General features: G+C 71.2%; 17 protein-coding genes. 11 read left to right on the top strand and 6 right to left on the bottom strand.

The genetic code is table 11. The features are described from left to right. The first annotated feature begins 6 nt into the window (after positions 1-6). Positions 7-1,662: an RNA polymerase sigma factor gene (locus ACZ42A_RS21595; protein ID WP_468528869.1), complete on the top strand. Its 1,656-nt coding sequence runs from the start codon at positions 7-9 to the stop codon at positions 1,660-1,662. On the opposite strand, the gene ACZ42A_RS21590 is transcribed toward ACZ42A_RS21595, so the two are convergent. Next, on the bottom strand, positions 1,644-2,003 hold the full coding sequence (locus ACZ42A_RS21590; protein ID WP_468528868.1) for a winged helix-turn-helix transcriptional regulator: 360 nt from the start codon (positions 2,001-2,003) through the stop codon (positions 1,644-1,646). The two genes, ACZ42A_RS21595 and ACZ42A_RS21590, sit on opposite strands and share 19 nt — an antisense overlap. A gap of 40 nt (positions 2,004-2,043) precedes the next feature. Between ACZ42A_RS21590 and ACZ42A_RS21585 the strand changes: the two genes are divergently transcribed. Beyond that, positions 2,044-2,646, top strand: a complete 603-nt coding sequence (locus ACZ42A_RS21585) for an NADPH-dependent F420 reductase (RefSeq protein WP_468528867.1) — start codon at positions 2,044-2,046, stop codon at positions 2,644-2,646. On the opposite strand, the gene ACZ42A_RS21580 is transcribed toward ACZ42A_RS21585, so the two are convergent. Both ACZ42A_RS21580 and ACZ42A_RS21575 read right to left on the bottom strand, forming a co-directional pair. Continuing rightward, the gene (locus ACZ42A_RS21580; protein WP_468528866.1) at positions 2,643-3,341 is read right to left on the bottom strand and encodes a glycerophosphodiester phosphodiesterase; all 699 of its coding nucleotides are present in this window, start codon (positions 3,339-3,341) and stop codon (positions 2,643-2,645) included. The genes ACZ42A_RS21585 and ACZ42A_RS21580 overlap by 4 nt on opposite strands. 34 nt (positions 3,342-3,375) lie before the next feature. Beyond that, positions 3,376-4,497 carry an adenosine deaminase gene (locus ACZ42A_RS21575; protein WP_468529063.1) on the bottom strand — a complete coding sequence of 374 codons (1,122 nt, stop codon included), beginning with the start codon at positions 4,495-4,497 and terminating at the stop codon, positions 3,376-3,378. A 247-nt stretch (positions 4,498-4,744) separates the two neighbouring features. Here ACZ42A_RS21575 and ACZ42A_RS21570 point away from each other — a divergent pair, with 247 nt between their 5' ends. Beyond that, positions 4,745-5,536, top strand: a complete 792-nt coding sequence (locus tag ACZ42A_RS21570) for a DUF4190 domain-containing protein (RefSeq protein WP_468528865.1) — start codon at positions 4,745-4,747, stop codon at positions 5,534-5,536. A gap of 60 nt (positions 5,537-5,596) precedes the next feature. Here the strand turns inward: ACZ42A_RS21570 and ACZ42A_RS21565 are convergent, their stop codons facing one another. Continuing rightward, the gene (locus tag ACZ42A_RS21565) at positions 5,597-6,163 is read right to left on the bottom strand and encodes an NADAR family protein (protein WP_468528864.1); all 567 of its coding nucleotides are present in this window, start codon (positions 6,161-6,163) and stop codon (positions 5,597-5,599) included. A gap of 220 nt (positions 6,164-6,383) precedes the next feature. On the opposite strand from ACZ42A_RS21565, the gene ACZ42A_RS21560 reads away from it, so the two are divergent. The 8 genes from ACZ42A_RS21560 to ACZ42A_RS21525 all read left to right on the top strand — a co-directional run bounded on the left by ACZ42A_RS21560 (position 6,384) and on the right by ACZ42A_RS21525 (position 16,051). Beyond that, entirely contained in the window at positions 6,384-7,919 is a 1,536-nt protein-coding gene (locus ACZ42A_RS21560) for a gamma-aminobutyraldehyde dehydrogenase (protein WP_468528863.1), read from the top strand. Between the two features lie 54 nt (positions 7,920-7,973). Next, complete coding sequence (locus ACZ42A_RS21555; RefSeq protein WP_468528862.1) at positions 7,974-9,218, top strand: polyamine ABC transporter substrate-binding protein; 1,245 nt, start codon at positions 7,974-7,976, stop codon at positions 9,216-9,218. 5 nt (positions 9,219-9,223) lie between these two features. Further along, positions 9,224-10,384, top strand: a complete 1,161-nt coding sequence (locus ACZ42A_RS21550) for an ABC transporter ATP-binding protein (protein ID WP_468528861.1) — start codon at positions 9,224-9,226, stop codon at positions 10,382-10,384. Continuing rightward, positions 10,384-11,313 (top strand): ABC transporter permease, encoded by a 930-nt coding sequence (locus tag ACZ42A_RS21545; RefSeq protein ID WP_468528860.1) that lies wholly within the window; start codon positions 10,384-10,386, stop codon positions 11,311-11,313. Before ACZ42A_RS21550 ends, ACZ42A_RS21545 begins: the two co-directional genes overlap by 1 nt. After that, the gene (locus tag ACZ42A_RS21540) at positions 11,314-12,114 is read left to right on the top strand and encodes an ABC transporter permease (protein WP_468528859.1); all 801 of its coding nucleotides are present in this window, start codon (positions 11,314-11,316) and stop codon (positions 12,112-12,114) included. It abuts the gene before it with no gap. Positions 12,115-12,136: 22 nt separating this feature from the next. After that, positions 12,137-13,570, top strand: a complete 1,434-nt coding sequence (locus tag ACZ42A_RS21535; RefSeq protein ID WP_468528858.1) for an NAD(P)/FAD-dependent oxidoreductase — start codon at positions 12,137-12,139, stop codon at positions 13,568-13,570. Between the two features lie 115 nt (positions 13,571-13,685). After that, complete coding sequence (locus tag ACZ42A_RS21530; protein WP_468528857.1) at positions 13,686-14,147, top strand: hypothetical protein; 462 nt, start codon at positions 13,686-13,688, stop codon at positions 14,145-14,147. 113 nt (positions 14,148-14,260) lie between these two features. Next, positions 14,261-16,051 carry a chitinase gene (locus tag ACZ42A_RS21525; RefSeq protein ID WP_468528856.1) on the top strand — a complete coding sequence of 597 codons (1,791 nt, stop codon included), beginning with the start codon at positions 14,261-14,263 and terminating at the stop codon, positions 16,049-16,051. Here ACZ42A_RS21525 and ACZ42A_RS21520 read toward each other — a convergent pair. Continuing rightward, the gene (locus ACZ42A_RS21520) at positions 15,990-16,826 is read right to left on the bottom strand and encodes a phosphatase PAP2 family protein (protein ID WP_468528855.1); all 837 of its coding nucleotides are present in this window, start codon (positions 16,824-16,826) and stop codon (positions 15,990-15,992) included. The genes ACZ42A_RS21525 and ACZ42A_RS21520 overlap by 62 nt on opposite strands. 154 nt (positions 16,827-16,980) lie before the next feature. Continuing rightward, complete coding sequence (gabT, locus tag ACZ42A_RS21515; protein ID WP_468528854.1) at positions 16,981-18,315, bottom strand: 4-aminobutyrate--2-oxoglutarate transaminase; 1,335 nt, start codon at positions 18,313-18,315, stop codon at positions 16,981-16,983. Between the last annotated feature and the right edge of the window lie 272 nt (positions 18,316-18,587).

The following is an 18,587-nucleotide window of genomic DNA, read 5'->3' as shown; positions in this document are numbered from 1 at the left end:
GGCACCGTGGAGACTCAGCACTGGCGTACCACCATCGCCGCCGCGCAGGCCGGCGACCGGCGGGCGCTGGACGAGCTGGTCGCGGGCTGGCTGCCGCTGGTCTACAACATCGTCGGCCGCGCCCTGAACGGCCACGCCGACGTGGACGACGTCGTGCAGGAGACCATGCTGCGCGCCGTCGACAACCTCGGCACCCTGCGCGACCCGGACAGTTTCCGGTCCTGGCTGGTGGCCATCGCCATGCGGCAGATCCGGGACCGGGCGCGGCGCGGCTCCCCCGACCGGCTGGACGCGGACGCGACCCACGCCGCCGACTTCGCCGAACTCACCGTGCTGCGGCTCCAGTTGGAGGGACAGCGGCGCGAGGTCGCCGAGGCCGTGCGCTGGCTGGACGACGAGGACCGGCAGTTGCTCTCCCTGTGGTGGCTGGAGGTCGCCGGAGAGCTGACCCGGCGCGAGCTGGCCGCCGCCGTCGGCATCACCCGGCAGCACGCCGCCGTCCGCGTCCAGCGGATGAAGCAGCGCCTGGAGACCGCGCGCGGCATCGTGCGCGCCCTCGACGGGGCCTGCCCGCAGCTGCGGGAGGTGACCGCCCGCTGGACCGGCCGGCCCGACTCGGTGTGGCGCAAGCGGCTCGCCCGGCACATCCGGGGCTGCGCCTACTGCGGCGACCCGGGCGAGACGGTCGTACCGGCGGAGCGCCTGCTCGTCGGGCTCGCCCTGGTCCCGCTCCCGGCCGGATTCACCCTCTCCCTGGCCTTCGGCGGCAAGACGGCGGTGGCCGCCGGCTCGGCAGGCTGGTCCGCGCAGCTGCTGACCACGCTGACCAAGCCGGCCGTCGCCATCACCGCGGGGGCGACCCTCGCCGCGGGCGGCGCGTACGTCGTCACCCAGCCGCCGGACGCCCCGCCCCCGCGGGCGGCGGCCGTCACCCCCACCGCGACGGCCACGTCCGCGGCGCCGACGCCGAGACCGACACCGAAGGCCACCGCCCCCGCCTCCCCCTCCCCGTCGGTGACCCCGCGGACGACCGGCCTGTACGGCTCCGTCGTCGACACCGCCGACCGGGCGCCCGATCCGGACGCCGAGCCCGCGGACCTGCCGCGCCGACCCGAGCCGGGCCTCACCAGCACCGGCGGCGCGCACGCCGTGATGAACCACCGCGGCGACAGCGTCACACTCACCGGCCGGGGCTATGTCCTGGTCCGCTGGCAGATATCTCCGCACTACCGGCCCGGAAGCCTGGTCATGCCCACCTGGACTGGCCTGGAGGGCAAGCTCTTCCACGTCGCCTCGGGCGGCGGCCGCCGCATGGACGACCCGGTGAGCGACACCGACCGCTCCGCCACCGGCATGGGCAGCGCGACCACGGGCTACGCGGTGCTGCCGCCCGGCACCCAGCAGATGTGGCAGAACGAGTACTTCTACGTCGACGGCAGCGTCACCCTCACCGTCAACGAGCGCGGCGCCGACTACGGCCTCAGCGTCTTCCCGTCCAGCTGGGAGGCGGTCCACAAGGACGTCAACTCCGGCCCTCCCGACGGCGTCGTCCGCTACGGCCTGGTCCGCGACACCGGCAGGGACGACACGCCCGTCCCGCAGTACGTCACCCGGGAGACCCCGGCCGACCCGGCGACCGTGCCTCAGCGGTCCCGGGTGTGACGCTCCTGAGCCGCCATCACCTCGTCGCCGTGCTCGAACGCCCAGGCGCCGAAGGCATCGATCGGGGCGAGCAACGTCCGTCCCAACGCGGTGAGTTCGTACTCGACGCGCGGCGGCGCACCGGCGTACGCGCGCCGGGTCACGAGGCCGTTGAACTCCAGGCGGCGCAGCGTCTCGGTCAGCACCTTCTGGCTGATCCCGCCGATGCGCTCGCGCAGCTCTCCCGGGCGGCACGGGCCGTCCCGCAGCGCCCACAGCACCACCGCGTTCCAGGTGTTGGCGAGCAGGTCGAAGGCGAGCCGGGCGCGGCAGTCGGCGAGGAAACCCTGGTCAGTGGTCACGTACCGAATGGTGCCCGAGCGGCCTCCTACCGTGCTGCCCATGCGGATAGGAATCCTCGGAACGGGAAACATGGCGGACGCGCTGGGCACGCAGTGGCGGCGGGCCGGACACGAGGTGGTCGTCGGCGGCCGCCGGGACGGCGGGCTGCGGGCGGCGGCGGAGCACGGCACGGACGCGGTGCTGCTCGCACTGCCCTACGAGGCGGTCGTGGACGTGGTCGCCGGGCTGGCGGACGTCCTGCGCGGGCGCACGCTGATCGACTGCACCAACCCGGTCGGCCCCGGCTTCGCGCTGCGCACGGCGGGCGGCCCCTCGGCGGCCGAACGGATCGCCGCCGCCGCGCCCGGCGCCCAGGTGGTCAAGGCCTTCAACCTCTGCCATGTCGACGTCTGGCGGCTGACCCCGCCCGTCTTCGACGGCCGCCCGCTGGCGGTACCGCTGTGCGGCGACGACGAGACGGCCCTGTCCGTCGTACGCCGTCTCGTCCGCGACCTCGGCTGCGCGCCGCTGCACGCCGGGGGCCTGGACCGGGCCGGGCTGGTGGAGGCGACGGCGGCGCTGCTGATCGGGCTGTGGGTGGGGGAGGGGGCGGACGCCCAGGCCATCGCGCCACCGCTGCAGTACGCTGGGCCGCGCGGCTAGGGCCGCTTTCCGTTCTTGCGGCGCAGGGCGCACAGGGCGTCGATGCGGTTGGTGGTGATGGAGTCGACGCCCAAGTCGAGGAGGCGGCGCATGGCGCGGACGGTGTCCGGGGTCCAGACCGAGAGGAGGTAGCCGTCGCGGTGGACGCGGGCGGCGAGGTCGCGGTCGACCAGTCCGAAGCGGTAGTTGAGCCAGCGCGGGCGCACCGCGTCCAGCAGGGCCGGTCGCGGCGGCGCCAGCGTCGTCCGGGTCAGGGCGATCTCGGCGGCCGGGTCGGCGGCGCGCACCGCGAGCATCGCGGCGGCGCCCGCGCAGTAGTACACCCGGTCTTCGGCCCCGCACGCGCGGACCACGTCCACCACCCGGCGGGCCGCCCGGACGTCCGGGGTGCCGGGCAGGTCCAGCATCACCCGGCTCCCCTCGGTCGCCGCCAGCGCCGCGGCCAGCGTCGGCACCAGTTCCGCCGTCGCCTCGTTCAACTCGGCGGCCGTCAGCGCCAGTACCGGCCGGTCCAGCTCCCACAGCCGCTTCAGCGTCTCGTCGTGCAGCAGCACCGGCACACCGTCCCGGGTCAGCCGTACGTCGATCTCGACCGCGTCCGCGCCCAGTTCGAGCGCGACACGCAGTGAGTGCAGGGTGTTCTCGCGGGCGTGGTAGGGGGCGCCGCGGTGGGCCACGGCGGTGACGTTGCGCATGCGCCCATTGTGCTGTGCCGCCACGGGGGATGGGTCAGGGCGCGAGCCGGTCCGCGAGGTACGTGTCGGTGTACGTGTCGATCTCGGCCGCCAGGCGCGCCTTGCCCGCCGGGTCCAGGAAGGACGCCTCCACGGCGTTCTTCGCCAGGTCGGCGAGGCCGCGCTCGTCCAGGCCGAGGAGACGGGCGGCGACCGCGTACTCGGTGTTCAGGTCGGTGCCGAACATCGGCGGGTCGTCCGAGTTGATCGTCACCAGAACGCCGGCGCGGACGAACTCCCTGATGGGGTGCTCGTCGAGGGTGCGGACCGCGCGCGTGGCGATGTTCGAGGTCGGGCACACCTCCAGCGGGATGCGGTGCTCGGCGAGATGCGCGAGCAGCTTCTCGTCCTGGGCGGAGCTGGTGCCGTGGCCGATGCGCTCGGCGCGCAGATGGGTGAGGGCGTCCCAGACCGTCTCCGGGCCCGTCGTCTCGCCCGCGTGCGGCACGGAACGCAGGCCGGCGGCGATCGCGCGGTCGAAGTACGGCTTGAACTGCGGGCGCGGTACGCCGATCTCCGGGCCGCCGAGCCCGAAGGAGACCAGTCCCTCCGGGCGGACGCGGTCGTCGGTGGCGAGCCGGGTCGTCTCCTCGGCGGCCTCCAGGCCCGCCTCGCCGGGGATGTCGAAGCACCAGCGCAGGACGGTCCCGAACTCGGCCTCGGCCGCCTTGCGGGCGTCCTCGATCGCGTCCATGAACGCCTTCTCGTCGATGCCGCGGCGGGTGGAGGAGAACGGGGTGATGGTCAGCTCGGCGTACCGCACCTGCTGGCGGGCCAGGTCGCGGGCCACCTCGTAGGTGAGCAGGCGGACGTCCTCCGGGGTGCGGATGAGGTCGACGACCGACAGGTACACCTCGATGAAGTGCGCGAAGTCCGTGAAGGTGAAGTAGTCGACCAGGGCCTCGGGGTCCGTCGGAACCTTCGAGTCCGGGTGCCGGGCGGCCAGTTCGGCGACGATGCGGGGGGAGGCGGAGCCGACGTGGTGGACGTGCAGTTCGGCCTTCGGCAGTCCGGCGATGAAGTCGCCTGCGGCGGGCTCCGGTGTGGTGAGACGGTCGGTCACGGGTTCCTCCCCGGGGAGTGGCGCGCTTCCCTCCGGGGGTGGCGCGCGGGTGATCGGCTGATCGGTGTTCGGGTCATCGTAGGACGGGTGGGTCGAGGGTGATGAGGCGGTGCGGTCGGTATAGGCGCAGAAGGAGGTGGGGTGTCGCGGTTCGTGTGCGGGTGCCGGTTCGTAGTGGCTGGTCGCGCAGTTCCCCGCGCCCCTGAGCGGCTACCGGCCCCCGGCGTGCCAGAGGGCGGGCCCACCGCGGTTGCCCCATGGCCGTAGCATGACGGAACGTACGACAGAGGGGATCCCGCGCATGTCCGACGACGCGCAGCCGCCGGCAGCGCCGGAGCACACCGCCGCGCCTGGCCCTACGCCGCCGCGCACCGAGGCCGTGCGTGACCCCTGGGCCCCGCCGGAGCAGGGCGCGAAGGTGCCGTTGCAGAAGGAGCAGAGGGAGCAGAGGGAGCAGAAGGAGGCGGGAGAGGCAGGGCAGCCCGCCGGCCCTGGAGACACCCTCGCCTCCGGCACCCCCGTGTCCCCCTCCGTCCACGACCAGCAGACGATCACCTCCGTGCCCACCGCGCAGTGGGCCGCTCCGACCGCTCCGCCGAGCCCCGGCGCCCCGCCGGTCGCTGCGGGCGGGCCTTCCGCCCCGGCCAACCCCTTCGCCGAGCACAACCCCTTCGCCGCACCCAACCCCTTCGCGCCTCCGGCCCCCCACCTCCAGGACGGCCCGGTCCCGCCGCCCCCCATCGCGCCGGACGGCCCCGGTCGGCTGCCGTACGGCTACCCGGGCGGTTACGGTTACCCGCCCGCCCCCGCCGGGTCCGGGTACTACGGCTGGCCCGGTGTGCCGCCCACCGCGGGCAACGGGATGGGAACGGCCGGACTGGTGCTCGGCATCCTCGCGGCGATCGTCTTCTGTCTGTGGCCGCTCGCCATCATCCTGGGCATCCTCGGCATCGTCTTCGGCGCGCTCGGCCGCGCAAAGGCGAACCGGGGCGAGGCCACCAACGGCGGTCAGGCCCTGGCGGGCATCATCTGCGGCGCGGCCGGCATCGTGCTCGGCATCGCGATGGGCGTCCTGGTGATTGTGGTTCCCTGAACCCGGCCGCCGATTCCCCCACGCCTGGCCTCACTCGCGCGGGGCGACCCCACGGGCCCCTCACGCCCCCGCGCCCCGCCGCAGCCGTTCGCGCGCCTCCATCAGCGCGAAGCCCAGCAGATTCAGCCCCCGCCACCGCTCCGGATCCTCCGCCCTCTCGTCGTCCGCGGCGAGGCCGATGCCCCACACCCGGTCCACGGGGCTCGCCTCGACCAGCACCCGCTCACCCGTGCCCAGCAGAAACTCCCGCAGCTCCGCATGCGCGGCGAACTTCCGGACGCTGCCCTCGACCACGATGCCGAACCGCTCCCGCTCCCAGACGCCCTCGTCGAACCCCCGGACCAGCCGCCCCGCCTTCTTCGCCGCCGCCGGATGCGCCGCGGCCAGCACCCGCCGCTCCGCCTCCGCGTCGTCGAACAGCCGTGCCTTCGCGGCCATCATCCAGTGCTCGGCCGTCGCGTACTCCACGCCGTCCACGGTGAACGGCGACGGCCACCACTGGCTCAGGCAGCTCGGCCCGATCCGTCCGTCCGGGCGCGGGCGGTGTCCCCAGAAGGGCAGATACTTCACCCGGACCCCCGTCCGCACCTCCTTGACCAGGGCTTCCCGCGAGTCGATCTTCTCCATGCACGGGAGTCTCGCACCCACCACTGACAATCCGTCCCCGGTTTTTCCCGTCGACTCGACACCTGGTCGACAGATTCCGTCGCGTAACCAAAAGGCAACAACGGAATCACTTGTTGGAGTCCCGCTGCTCTGTCAGGATCGGCACTCAAATCGAGCTGGAGCTACGCCACCCACCCCTCTGGACGCCATCGCCGGCGGGGCCTCGGCGGAGGAGAGCGACATGCACAACCCGGGCACCACCACCCCGGAACGATTTCCCGCACAGGACCGCTTCGCGGCCGGCGCGCAGTACATCGGCGGCAGACTGACGGCAGGCACGTCCGGCCGTACGCACGCCGTCGTCGACCCGGCCACCGGTGAGACGGTCCTCACCTACGGCCTCGCGAGCACCGACGACGTCGACGCCGCCGTCGCGGCGGCCCGCGCCGCCTTCCCGGCGTGGGCCGGGGCCACCCCCGGCGAGCGGTCCGACGCGCTGCACCGGCTGGCCGGCGTCCTCGCCGACCGCGCCGAGGAGTTCGCCCGCGCGGAGTCCCTGCAGTGCGGCAAGCCGCTCAAGCTCACCCGCGAGTTCGACGTGCCGGGGACCATCGACAACACCGCGTTCTTCGCGGGCGCCGCCCGGCATCTCCAGGGGCAGTCCGCCGGGGAGTACTCCGGGGATCACACGTCGTACGTCCGCCGCGAGCCCATCGGCGTCGTCGGCTCCATCGCGCCCTGGAACTACCCCCTCCAGATGGCCGCCTGGAAGATCCTCCCGGCGATCGCCGCGGGCAACACCATCGTCCTCAAGCCCGCCGAGCTCACCCCGCTGACCTCCCTGCTCTTCGCGGAGGCGGTCAGGGAGGCCGGGATCCCGGACGGGGTCGTCAACATCGTCACCGGTACGGGGAAGGAGGCGGGCGAGCATCTCGTCGGCCATCCCGACGTCGCCATGACCTCCTTCACCGGCTCCACCCCGGTCGGCAAGCGCGTCGCCGAGATCGCCACCGCCACCGTCAAGCGGCTCCATCTGGAGCTGGGCGGCAAGGCGCCGTTCGTCGTCTTCGACGACGCCGACCTGGAGGCGGCCGTCCAGGGCGCGGTCGCGGGCGCGCTCATCAACACCGGGCAGGACTGCACGGCCGCCACGCGCGCGTACGTGCAGCGGCCGCTGTACGAGGCGTTCGTCGAGCGCACCGCCGCCCTCATGGAGACCGTCCGGCTCGGCGACCCGTTCGCCGACGGCACCGACCTCGGGCCGCTGATCTCGCACGTCCAGCGGGACCGCGTGGCCGGGTTCGTCGACCGGGCGCGGGCCTACGCGCGGGTGGTCACCGGCGGCGAGGCGCCCGGCGGGGAACTCGCCAAGGGTGCCTACTACCGGCCCACGCTCGTCGCGGACGCGCCCCAGGACAGCGAGATCGTCCAGTCCGAGATCTTCGGTCCGGTCCTCGTCGTGCTGCCCTTCGACGACGATGACGAGGCGATCGCGCTCGCCAACGACACGCCGTACGGCCTCGCCGCCTCCGCCTGGAGCCGGGACGTCTACCGGGCGAACCGGGCCACCCGCGAGATCAAGGCGGGCTGTGTGTGGGTCAACGACCACATCCCGATCATCAGCGAGATGCCGCACGGCGGATACAAGGCGTCCGGCTTCGGCAAGGACATGTCCACGTACTCGTTCGAGGAGTACACGCAGGTCAAGCACGTTATGTTCGACAATACGGCGGTGGCGAGGAAGGACTGGCACCGCACGATCTTCGGGGACCGATAGCACCCAGGCCGCCTGACCCGCGGCCGCCCGACCTCCCGAAAGGGCACCACGCGCATGGAGCAGTACGAGCCCGACCGCCTGTCCCCGGCCCAAGTGGCCGCCATGCGGCGCAGCTTCCGGAACGGCAGGGCCGCTCTCAGCCGCCGTTCCCTGCTGCGCGCCTCCGCCGGCGGCGCGCTCGCGGCCGGCGGTCTGGGGGCGCTGAGCGCCTGCGGCATTCCCCCGGCGGCGAAGACCTCCGGGGTCTCGTCCGAGGACCACTCGGCCAAGGAGAAGACCGTCCACTTCTCCAACTGGACCGAGTACATGGACGTCGACGAGAGCGAGAAACGCCACCCCACGCTCGACGAGTTCAAGCGGCGGACCGGCATCACGGTCAAGTACACCGAGGACATCAACGACAACGTCGAGTTCTTCGGCAAGATCAAGCCGCAGCTGGCGGCCGGCCAGCCCACCGGGCGTGACCTGATCTGCGTCACCGACTGGCTCGCCGCGCGCCTGATCCGCTTCGGGTGGGTCCAGAAACTGGACCCGTCCAACCTGCCCACCGCCTACGCCAACCTGTCCCAGCAGTTCCGCAGCCCGGACTGGGACCCCGGACGGGCGTACTCGTACCCGTGGACCGGTATCTCGACGGTCATCGCCTACAACAAGAAGGCGCTCGACGGCGTTGAGGTGAAGTCCGTCTCCGACATGCTCGACAACCCCAAGCTCAAGGGCCGGGTCGGCTTCCTGTCCGAGATGCGCGACAGCGTCGGCATGACCCTGCTCGACATGGGCAAGGACCCGGGGAAGTTCACCGACGACGATTTCGACGCGGCCATCGCCCGTATGCAGAAGGCCGTCGACAAGGGCCAGATCCGCCGCTTCACCGGCAACGACTACACCTCGGACCTCACCAAGGGCGACCTCGCCGCCTGCCTCGCGTGGGCCGGTGACGTCGTCCAGCTCAAGGCGGACAGCCCGGACGTCGACTTCCTCATCCCCGACAGCGGCTACATGACCTCGACGGACAACCTGCTCGTGCCCAACAAGGCCCGGCACAAGACCAACGCCGAGCGGCTGATCGACTATTACTACGAGCCTCGCCCGGCCGCCCAGCTCGCCGCGTACATCAATTACGTGTGTCCCGTCGACGGGGTGAAGGAAGAGCTGGCGAAGATCGACGAGGACGCGGCGAACAACCCGCTGATCCTCCCCGACAAGGCCATGGCCGCCAAGTCTCGCGCCTTCCGCTCGCTGAGCCCGAAGGAAGAGACGGCCTACGAAGAGAAGTTCGCGAAGCTCACAGGGGCGTGACGACGATGACGACAGACAACAGCGGCGACGTCCGCCTCTCCGGTATCAGCAAGACCTACGGCTCCTTCACCGCCGTACACCCGCTCGACCTGACCGTGCCCGAGGGCTCCTTCTTCGCCCTGCTCGGCGCCTCCGGCTGCGGCAAGACCACCACCCTGCGGATGATCGCGGGCCTGGAGGAGCCGACCACCGGCACGGTCTCGCTCGGCGAGCAGGACGTGACGCATCTGCCGCCGTACAAGCGGCCGGTGAACACGGTCTTCCAGTCCTACGCCCTCTTCCCGCACCTCGACATCTTCGAGAACGTCGCCTTCGGTCTGCGCCGGCGCGGCATCAAGAGCGTGAAGAAGCAGGTCGACGAGATGCTGGACCTCGTCCAGCTCGGCGAGCACGCGCGCAAGAAGCCGCACCAGCTCTCCGGCGGCCAGCAGCAGCGCGTCGCGGTGGCCCGCGCGCTGATCAACCACCCCAAGGTGCTGCTGCTCGACGAGCCGCTCGGCGCCCTCGACCTCAAGCTGCGCCGCCAGATGCAGCTGGAGCTCAAGCGCATCCAGACCGAGGTCGGCATCACCTTCATCCATGTCACGCACGACCAGGAGGAGGCCATGACGATGGCCGACACGGTCGCCGTGATGAACGCGGGCCGCGTCGAACAACTGGGCGCTCCCGCCGACCTGTACGAGAACCCGCGCACCACCTTCGTCGCCAACTTCCTTGGCACCTCCAACCTGATCGAGGCCGAGGTCGACGCCACGAGCGGCGACGAGATCGTGCTCAAGGCGGGCGGCGGCAAGCTGACCCTGCCGTCCCAGCGCTGCACCGCCCCCACCGCGACCGGCGGCAAGGTGCTGGTCGGCGTACGGCCCGAGAAGATCTCCCTCACGCACGCCGACGACGCGGGGGAGATCACGGACGGCCGCAACCGGGTCACCGGGAAGATCGCCGACGCCAGCTTCATCGGCGTGTCCACCCAGTACGTCGTGGACAGCCCGGCGGGAGCCGCGCTCCAGGTCTACGTCCAGAACGTCGAGCGCGACACCCGCCTGGTGCCCGGCGCCGAGGTCGTCCTGCACTGGAGCCCGGCCCACACCTTCGGGCTCGACGCCGCCCAGGACATCGAGGCGGGCGTGGAGAAGGTTGAGCCTGAAGAGGGGGTAGTCGCCTGATGGCCGCCGTCACCGAGGCGCCACCGCCCCTCGCGCCCCCCGCACCCGAGAAGAAGCCGCCGCGCAAGCGCGGCCGCTGGATGCCGTACCTCCTGCTGCTCCCCGGCATCCTGTGGCTGCTGGTCTTCTTCGCGCTGCCGATGGTCTACCAGGCCTCGACGTCCGTGCAGACGGGCTCCCTGGAAGAGGGCTACGAGGTCACCTGGCACTTCGCCACCTACTGGGACGCCCTGTCCGAGTACTGGCCCCAGTTCCTGCGCTCGGTGCTGTACGCCGGTGCCGCGACGGTCCTGTGTCTGCTGCTCGGCTATCCGCTGGCGTATCTGATCGCCTTCCGCGCGGGCCGCTGGAAGCACCTGATCATGATCCTGGTGATCGCGCCGTTCTTCACCAGCTTCCTGATCCGCACCCTCGCCTGGAAGACGATCCTCGCCGATGGCGGCCCGGTCGTCGGCGCGCTGAACGCGCTGCACGTCCTGGACGTCACCAGCTGGCTCGGCATGACCTCGGGCGACCGGGTGCTGGCCACGCCGCTCGCGGTCGTGTGCGGTCTGACGTACAACTTCCTGCCGTTCATGATCCTGCCGCTCTACACCTCGCTGGAGCGGATCGACGGCCGGCTGCACGAGGCGGCGGGCGATCTCTACGCCAAGCCCTTCACCACCTTCCGGAAGGTCACCTTCCCGCTGTCGATGCCGGGTGTCGTCTCCGGCACGCTGCTGACCTTCATCCCGGCCGCCGGCGACTACGTCAACGCGGATCTGCTCGGCTCCACCGACACCCGCATGATCGGCAACGTGATCCAGTCGCAGTTCCTGCGGATTCTGGACTATCCGACCGCCGCCGCTCTCTCGTTCATCCTGATGTTCGCGATCCTCATCATGGTCACGCTCTACATCCGCAGGTCCGGGACGGAGGATCTGGTTTAAATGGCCTTCGTCAACTGGCTCAAGCGCCGTCTCGTCGTCATCGCGGGACTCTTCACGCTCGCCTATCTCCTGCTGCCGAACATCGTCGTGACGGTGTTCTCCTTCAACGACCCGAAGGGCCGCTTCAACTACGAGTGGCAGAAGTTCTCCACGGACGCCTGGACCGACCCGTGCGGCGTCGCCGACCTGTGCGGCTCGCTCTCGCTCAGCCTCCAGATCGCGTTCTGGGCGACGCTCGGCGCGACCGCCCTCGGCACGGCGATCGCCTTCGCGCTGGTGCGGTACCGCTTCCGCGCGCGGGGCGCCGTCAACTCGCTGATCTTCCTGCCCATGGCGATGCCCGAGGTGGTGATGGCGGCCTCGCTGCTCACGCTCTTCCTCAACATGGGCGTCCAGCTGGGCTTCTGGACGATCCTCATCGCCCACATCATGTTCTGCCTCAGCTTCGTCGTGACGGCCGTCAAGGCCCGCGTCATGTCGATGGACCCGAGGCTGGAGCAGGCCGCGCAGGACCTCTACGCCGGCCCGCTCCAGACCTTCCTCCGGGTCACTCTGCCGATCGCGGCACCCGGAATCGCCGCGGGCGCGCTGCTCGCCTTCGCGCTCTCCTTCGACGATTTCATCATCACCAATTTCAACGCGGGCTCGACCGTCACCTTCCCCATGTTCGTCTGGGGTTCGGCGCAGCGCGGAACGCCCGTGCAGATCAATGTCATCGGTACGGCCATGTTCGTCATCGCCGTGCTGTTCGTCCTGACCTCCATGGTCATCGGCAATCGCCGCACCAAGCAAAAGGCATAAGCCCCTGTAGGGAGTTGAAATCATGGCCCCAAGCGCCATGAGCCGTGGCAGTAACGACAACTGGACGACGTCCCTTTCCGAAGCCCAGCCGGTCCCGTACTGGCTGGACGACCCCGGCAGGCCCCGACCCGAACCCGCGCTGACCGGCCCCGAGACCTGCGACCTGCTGGTCGTCGGCGGCGGCTACAGCGGACTGTGGACCGCGCTGATCGCCAAGGAGCGCGACCCGCAGCGGGATGTGGTGCTGCTGGAGGGCCGCGAGGTGGGCTGGGCCGCCTCGGGCCGCAACGGCGGCTTCTGCGCCGCCTCCCTCACCCACGGTCTGCCCAACGGACTCGCCCGCTGGCCGGACGAGATCCACAAGCTGGAGGAGCTGGGCGCCCGCAACCTCGACGAGATCGAGAAGGCGGTCGCCCGGCACGGCATCGACTGCGACTTCGAACGCACCGGCGAGATCGACGTCGCCACCGAGACGTACCAGGCGTGGGAACTGCGCGACTGGTACGAGGAGATGGAGCGCGAGGGCCTGGCCGACGGCGTCGAGTACCTGGACGCCGACGCGGTCCGCGCGCAGGTGAACTCGCCCACCTTCCAGGCGGGCCTGTGGGACAAGCGGGGCGTGGCCATGCTGAACCCCGCCAAGCTCGCCTGGGGCCTCAAGCGGGCCTGCGTGAACCTCGGCGTGCGCGTCTACGAGCACACGCCCGCGCTCACGCTGAAGCCCTACGGCGCGGGCATGGCCGTACGCACCCCCTACGGCCAGGTCCGCGCCCGCAAGGTCGCGCTCGGCACCAACATCTTCCCGAGCCTGGTGAAGCGGGTCCGGCACTACACGGTGCCGGTCTACGACTACGCCCTGATGACCGAGCCCCTGACGGACGACCAGCTCGCGGCGATCGGCTGGCGGAACCGGCAGGGCCTCGGCGACAGCGCCAACCAGTTCCACTACTTCCGGCTGTCCGCCGACAACCGCATCCTGTGGGGCGGCTACGACGCGATCTACCCGTACGGCGGCCGGGTGCGCGCCGAGTACGACGACCGCCCGGAGACCTATGCCAAGCTCGCCGGGCACTTCTTCACCTGCTTCCCGCAGCTGGAAGGCGTCCGCTTCACCCACGCGTGGGGCGGCGCGATCGACACCTGCTCGCGCTTCTCGGCGTTCTTCGGCACCGCGCACCAGGGCAAGGTGGCGTACGCGGCCGGGTACACCGGCCTCGGCGTCGGCGCGACCCGGTTCGGCGCCGAGGTGATGCTGGACCTGCTGGCGGGGGAGCGCACCGAGCGCACCGAGCTGGAGATGGTCCGCAAGAAGCCGCTGCCGTTCCCGCCGGAGCCGTTCGCCTGGACCGGTATCGCGCTCACCAAGTGGTCGCTGGCCCGGGCGGACTCCCACGGCGGACGGCGCAATCTCTGGCTGCGCACGATGGACCGGCTGGGGCTCGGCTTCGACAGCTGAGCTGTGACGCGGGTCACTTCACAGAGTGGGCCGAACCCGCGTAATGCTCCGCCGAGACCTCCCTCTCCCTCGTGGGCGCGCCCCGCGTCCACGAGAGAGACAGGGAGGTCTTTCCATGACTGGGGCAAAGACGGCGGTCGACTGGCTGGCATCCGTCGCACCGGATCCGGACGCCTGCCGCTGGGAGTGGGAGCGCAACCCCCTCGGGGTTGCGCTGCTGCCCGCCGGCAAGGCGTGGGACGTTCTGATCCTGCCGGGCGAGCTGGGGTATCCCACGCTCGACGTGCTCACCCGCATCCTCGACCGGACCGGCCCGGTGCTCGCCGACTTCGGCGACGCCCGGATGGGGTTCTTCGTGCCGCCGGGCACCGCGGCCCGCTGGGTCGGCACGGGCGTCCGCGCGGCCGGGGCCGGCACCTGGATCGTCGTACCGTACCCGGGCCGGACGACCGGCGGTGTGCGCTGGCTGGTGTCGCCGGACGGGTCCGGCACCCTCACCGATCCGGCCCTGCTGGAGCTGGCGATGCACGAGGCGGCGGCGGGTCTGGCCACGGAGGAGAAGGGCGAGTCCTTTTGATGCGACCCCTTTCCACGCGACTCCGCTCGATACGGCTCTCTTGACACGGTGATTGGTCTGGACCAAGTTGTGAGCGCTCCACCCCTCCAATTCCCCCATGCCCGGAGGTACTTGTGGACCGCTTCAGACCGCTCGCCCTGCTCACCGCCGCGGCGCTGACCCTGCCCGGCGTCACCGCACTCTCGTCGGCCGCCCGTGCGGCCGACGCGGACCTCCTGCGCAACGGAGGCTTCGAAGCGGGCCTCGACGGCTGGACCTGCACGGCCGGTACGACCGTCACCAGCCCGGTGCGCAGCGGCAGCTCCGCCCTGCGCGCGACCCCGGCCGGCAGCGACAACGCCCGCTGCGCGCAGACCGTGACCGTGAAACCTGACTCCCAGTACACCCTCACCGGGCACGTCCGCGGCTCCTACGTCTACCTGGGCGCGTCCGGCACCGGCACCACCGACGTCTCGACGTGGACCCAGTCCGCCACCGACTGGCAGCAGCTCACCACGACGTTCCGCACCGGCCCGTCGACCACCCGGGTCACCGTCTACACCCACGGCTGGTACGGCACCGGCGCCTACCACGCCGACGACCTCTCCCTGACCGGCCCCGGCACCGGGCCCGCCCAGCCGCCCGCCGCCCCGACCGGCCTGAGGACCGGCACGGTCACCGCCACCTCGGTCGCCCTGTCCTGGACGGCCGTCCCCGGCGCCACGGGCTACGCCGTCTACCGCGACGGCGCCCGGGTCCAGACGGTCACCGGCACCTCGGCCACCGTGACCGGCCTCGCACCCTCCACGGCGTACGGCTTCCAGGTCGCCGCCGTCAACGACGCGGGCGAGTCCGCGCGCTCGGCGACGGTCACCGCGACGACGTCCCCCGGCTCGGGCGGAACCCCCGGCCTGCCTGCGCACGCCCTGGTCGGCTACCTCCACGCCACCTTCGCCAACGGCTCCGGCTACACCCGCCTCGCCGACGTCCCCGACAGCTGGGACGTCATCGACCTGGCCTTCGGGGAGCCGACCTCCGTCACCTCGGGAGACATCCGCTTCACCCGCTGCCCGGTGACGGAGTGCCCGAACGTCGAGTCCGACGCCGAGTTCAAGGCGGCGATCAGGGCCAAGCAGGCGGCGGGCAAGAAGGTGCTGATCTCCATCGGCGGCCAGAACGGCCAGGTGCAGCTGACGACGACGGCGGCGCGGGACACCTTCGTGACGTCCGTTTCGAAGATCATCGACGAGTACGGACTCGACGGCCTCGACATCGACTTCGAGGGCCACTCGCTCTCGCTGAACGCCGACGACACCGACTTCAGGAACCCGAAGACACCGGTGATCGTGAACCTGATCTCGGCCCTGAAGACCCTGAAGGCGAAGTACGGCGACGACTTCGTCCTGACGATGGCCCCGGAGACCTTCTTCGTCCAGCTCGGTTACCAGTACTACGGCACCGGCAAGTGGGGCGGCCAGGACCCGCGGGCGGGGGCGTACCTCCCGGTCATCCACGCCCTGCGCGACGACCTGACCCTGCTGCACGTCCAGGACTACAACTCGGGCCCGATCATGGGCCTCGACAACCAGTACCACTCCATGGGCGGCGCCGACTTCCACATCGCCATGACCGACATGCTGCTGACCGGCTTCCCGGTCGCGGGCGACCGGAACAACGTCTTCCCGCCCCTGCGCCCCGACCAGGTCGCCATCGGCATGCCGGCGACGACGAACGCGGGCAACGGACACGTGGCCCCGGCCGAGGTGGTGAAGACCCTCGACTGCCTGACGAAGAAGGCGAACTGCGGCTCGTACGCCACCCACGGCACCTGGCCGGGTCTGCGCGGCCTGATGACCTGGTCGATCAACTGGGACCGGTTCGGCGGCTGGGAGTTCCAGCGGACGTTCGACGGCTACTTCGGCTGAGCGGCAGCCACAGCAGTCCGAGGAGGACGGCGCACAGACACCAGCTCGCCACCACGTCCAGCGGCCAGTGATAGCCGCGCCGCACCAGCCCGAAGCCCACGCCGAGGTTGAGTGCGGCGCACAGGACGACCAGGGCGAGGCGGGTGGCGGTCCGGCGCAGCCAGGGGAGGAGGAGCAGGGCCGCGCAGCCGTAGGCGATGGCGGCGGTGGCGGTGTGGCCGGAGGGGTAGTAGCCGGTGTCGGGCGGGACGACCGGGGTGCCCGGGCGGTCGGTCAGCTCCTTGACCGGGACGACGATCGCCGGGACGAGCGCCATGAGGACGCCCGCGGCGACGGCCGGCCGCCACCAGCGGTCTGTACCAATGGCGCGGGCCCGCCAGGCGGCGTACCCCGCCACCACGGCCAGCGCCGGTACGGCCACCGGGATGTTCCCGAGGTCGGAGAGGAGTTCGGAGACCCGGTCCGGACGGACCAACGCCCTGCTCAGCCGCTCGTCCAGGCGCACCAGCGGCCCGTCGGCGACGATCTGCCAGGTGATCAGCCCGAAGAGGACGGCGGGCAGCAGGAGGAGAAGGAAGAGAAAGGGGGTCGGCCGCCCCGGAACAGGGGGGGTGGTTCCGAGGCGGCCGAACGGATCGGAACGCCGCGCGCCCCGGGGGGTCTGGGGCGGGCGACTGTCCGATCGGTGAGGAGATCCGGAGCCGGAGGCCCCGGTTGTGTGCGCGAGGGCACGACCAGGTCGAAGCTGGGGAGGCCCCGGCCTGATGTCACCCACAGTCCCCTGTGGGCGGGGTGTATCTCTCATCTGGGTTAGAACCTACGGCAGGGCTCGCGAGGAGGACAGCCGGAACGGCGTCCTGTCATCCACCTCGCACACCTTCTTCACACGCTCTGCCGCAGTCGTGTCCTGCCCGGAAGCGGGCTCGGACTCAGATGCGGGCGAACGCCTGCTCGATGATGTCGAGGCCCTCGTTCAGCAGGTCGTCACCGATGACCAGCGGGGGCAGGAAGCGCAGCACGTTGCCGTAGGTGCCACAGGTCAGGACCAGCAGGCCCTCGGCGTGGCAGGCCTTGGCGAGCGCGGCGGTCGCCTCCGGGTTCGGCTCCTTGGTGGCGCGGTCCTTGACCAGCTCGATGGCGATCATGGCGCCACGGCCCCGCACGTCGCCGATGATGTCGAACTTCTCGGCCATGGCGGTGAGACGGCCCTTCATGATCGCCTCGATGTTCTTCGCCTTGGCGTTGAGGTCCAGCTCCTTCATCGTCTCGATCGAGCCGAGCGCACCCGCGCAGGCGACCGGGTTGCCGCCGTAGGTGCCGCCCAGGCCGCCCGCGTGCGCGGCGTCCATGATCTCGGCGCGGCCGGTCACGGCGGCCAGCGGCAGACCGCCGGCGATGCCCTTGGCGGTGGTGATCAGGTCCGGGACGATGCCCTCGTCCTCGCAGGCGAACCACTGGCCGGTGCGGCAGAAGCCGGACTGGATCTCGTCGGCGACGAAGACGATGCCGTTGTCGTTGGCGAACTTCACGATCGCCGGCAGGAAGCCCTTGGCCGGCTCGATGAAGCCGCCCTCGCCGAGGACCGGCTCGATGATGATCGCGGCGATGTTCTCGGCGCCGACCTGCTTGGTCATCTGGTCGATGGCCTGGGCGGCGGCCTCGGGGCCGGCGTTCTCGGCACCGGTCGGCCAGCGGTAGCCGTAGGCGACCGGCACGCGGTAGACCTCGGGCGCGAACGGGCCGAAGCCGTGCTTGTACGGCATGTTCTTCGCGGTCAGCGCCATCGTGAGGTTCGTACGGCCGTGGTAGCCGTGGTCGAAGACGACGACGGCCTGGCGCTTGGTGTACGCACGGGCGATCTTGACGGCGTTCTCGACGGCCTCGGCGCCCGAGTTGAACAGCGCGGACTTCTTGGCGTGGTCACCCGGCGTCAGCTCCGCGAGGGCCTCGGCGACCTCCACGTAGCCCTCGTACGGGGTGACCATGAAACAGGTGTGCGTGAAGTCGGCGAGCTGCGCGGAGGCGCGGCGTACGACGGCCTCGGCGGAGGCGCCCACGGAGGTCACGGCGATGCCGGAGCCGAAGTCGATCAGCCGGTTGCCGTCGACGTCCTCGATGATGCCGCCGCTCGCGCGCGCGGTGAACACCGGCAGCACGGAGCCCACGCCCTGGGCGACCGCGGCGGTACGGCGGGCCTGAAGCTCCTGCGACTTCGGGCCGGGAATGGCGGTGACGACGCGGCGCTCCTGCGGAACTGCGGTCATGAGGGCTCCTGGGGTGTTTCCGGACTCTTGTCTTCTTTTCTCGCAGGTTAAGACGGGCGGGAGGGGGTGGGCATGCTCCATGTGGGCGTTGTCGGCGAGGTCGGTTGTCCGCGATGGACATAGGCGCCACGGGCCGGCCGCCGTCGCGCGAGCGGGTGTCGTCGGCGGATGTCGTCGGTGCGCCCCGCCGCGCCACCGGTGAACTCCCCGTGCGCGCGCGTTAGATTGACTCGCTGATGGTGCACAGGGCGGACGCGAACGCGGACGCGGCG

The organism is Streptomyces sp. NPDC030838 (genome assembly GCF_055572035.1).
Note: the sequence above shows the minus strand (reverse complement) of the source record. Positions and strands in the feature narration are given on the sequence as shown.

What these genes read in the sequence shown, in the direction of transcription:
- ACZ42A_RS21530 (WP_468528857.1), top strand. Translation starts at nt 13,686, where the DNA reads ATGACTGGGGCAAAGACGGCGGTCGACTGGCTGGCATCCGTCGCACCG.
- gabT (WP_468528854.1), bottom strand. Translation starts at nt 18,315, where the DNA reads ATGACCGCAGTTCCGCAGGAGCGCCGCGTCGTCACCGCCATTCCCGGC.
- ACZ42A_RS21545 (WP_468528860.1), top strand. Translation starts at nt 10,384, where the DNA reads ATGGCCGCCGTCACCGAGGCGCCACCGCCCCTCGCGCCCCCCGCACCC.
- ACZ42A_RS21555 (WP_468528862.1), top strand. Translation starts at nt 7,974, where the DNA reads ATGGAGCAGTACGAGCCCGACCGCCTGTCCCCGGCCCAAGTGGCCGCC.
- ACZ42A_RS21550 (WP_468528861.1), top strand. Translation starts at nt 9,224, where the DNA reads ATGACGACAGACAACAGCGGCGACGTCCGCCTCTCCGGTATCAGCAAG.
- ACZ42A_RS21540 (WP_468528859.1), top strand. Translation starts at nt 11,314, where the DNA reads ATGGCCTTCGTCAACTGGCTCAAGCGCCGTCTCGTCGTCATCGCGGGA.
- ACZ42A_RS21570 (WP_468528865.1), top strand. Translation starts at nt 4,745, where the DNA reads ATGTCCGACGACGCGCAGCCGCCGGCAGCGCCGGAGCACACCGCCGCG.
- ACZ42A_RS21535 (WP_468528858.1), top strand. Translation starts at nt 12,137, where the DNA reads ATGGCCCCAAGCGCCATGAGCCGTGGCAGTAACGACAACTGGACGACG.
- ACZ42A_RS21560 (WP_468528863.1), top strand. Translation starts at nt 6,384, where the DNA reads ATGCACAACCCGGGCACCACCACCCCGGAACGATTTCCCGCACAGGAC.
- ACZ42A_RS21580 (WP_468528866.1), bottom strand. Translation starts at nt 3,341, where the DNA reads ATGCGCAACGTCACCGCCGTGGCCCACCGCGGCGCCCCCTACCACGCC.
- ACZ42A_RS21585 (WP_468528867.1), top strand. Translation starts at nt 2,044, where the DNA reads ATGCGGATAGGAATCCTCGGAACGGGAAACATGGCGGACGCGCTGGGC.
- ACZ42A_RS21565 (WP_468528864.1), bottom strand. Translation starts at nt 6,163, where the DNA reads ATGGAGAAGATCGACTCGCGGGAAGCCCTGGTCAAGGAGGTGCGGACG.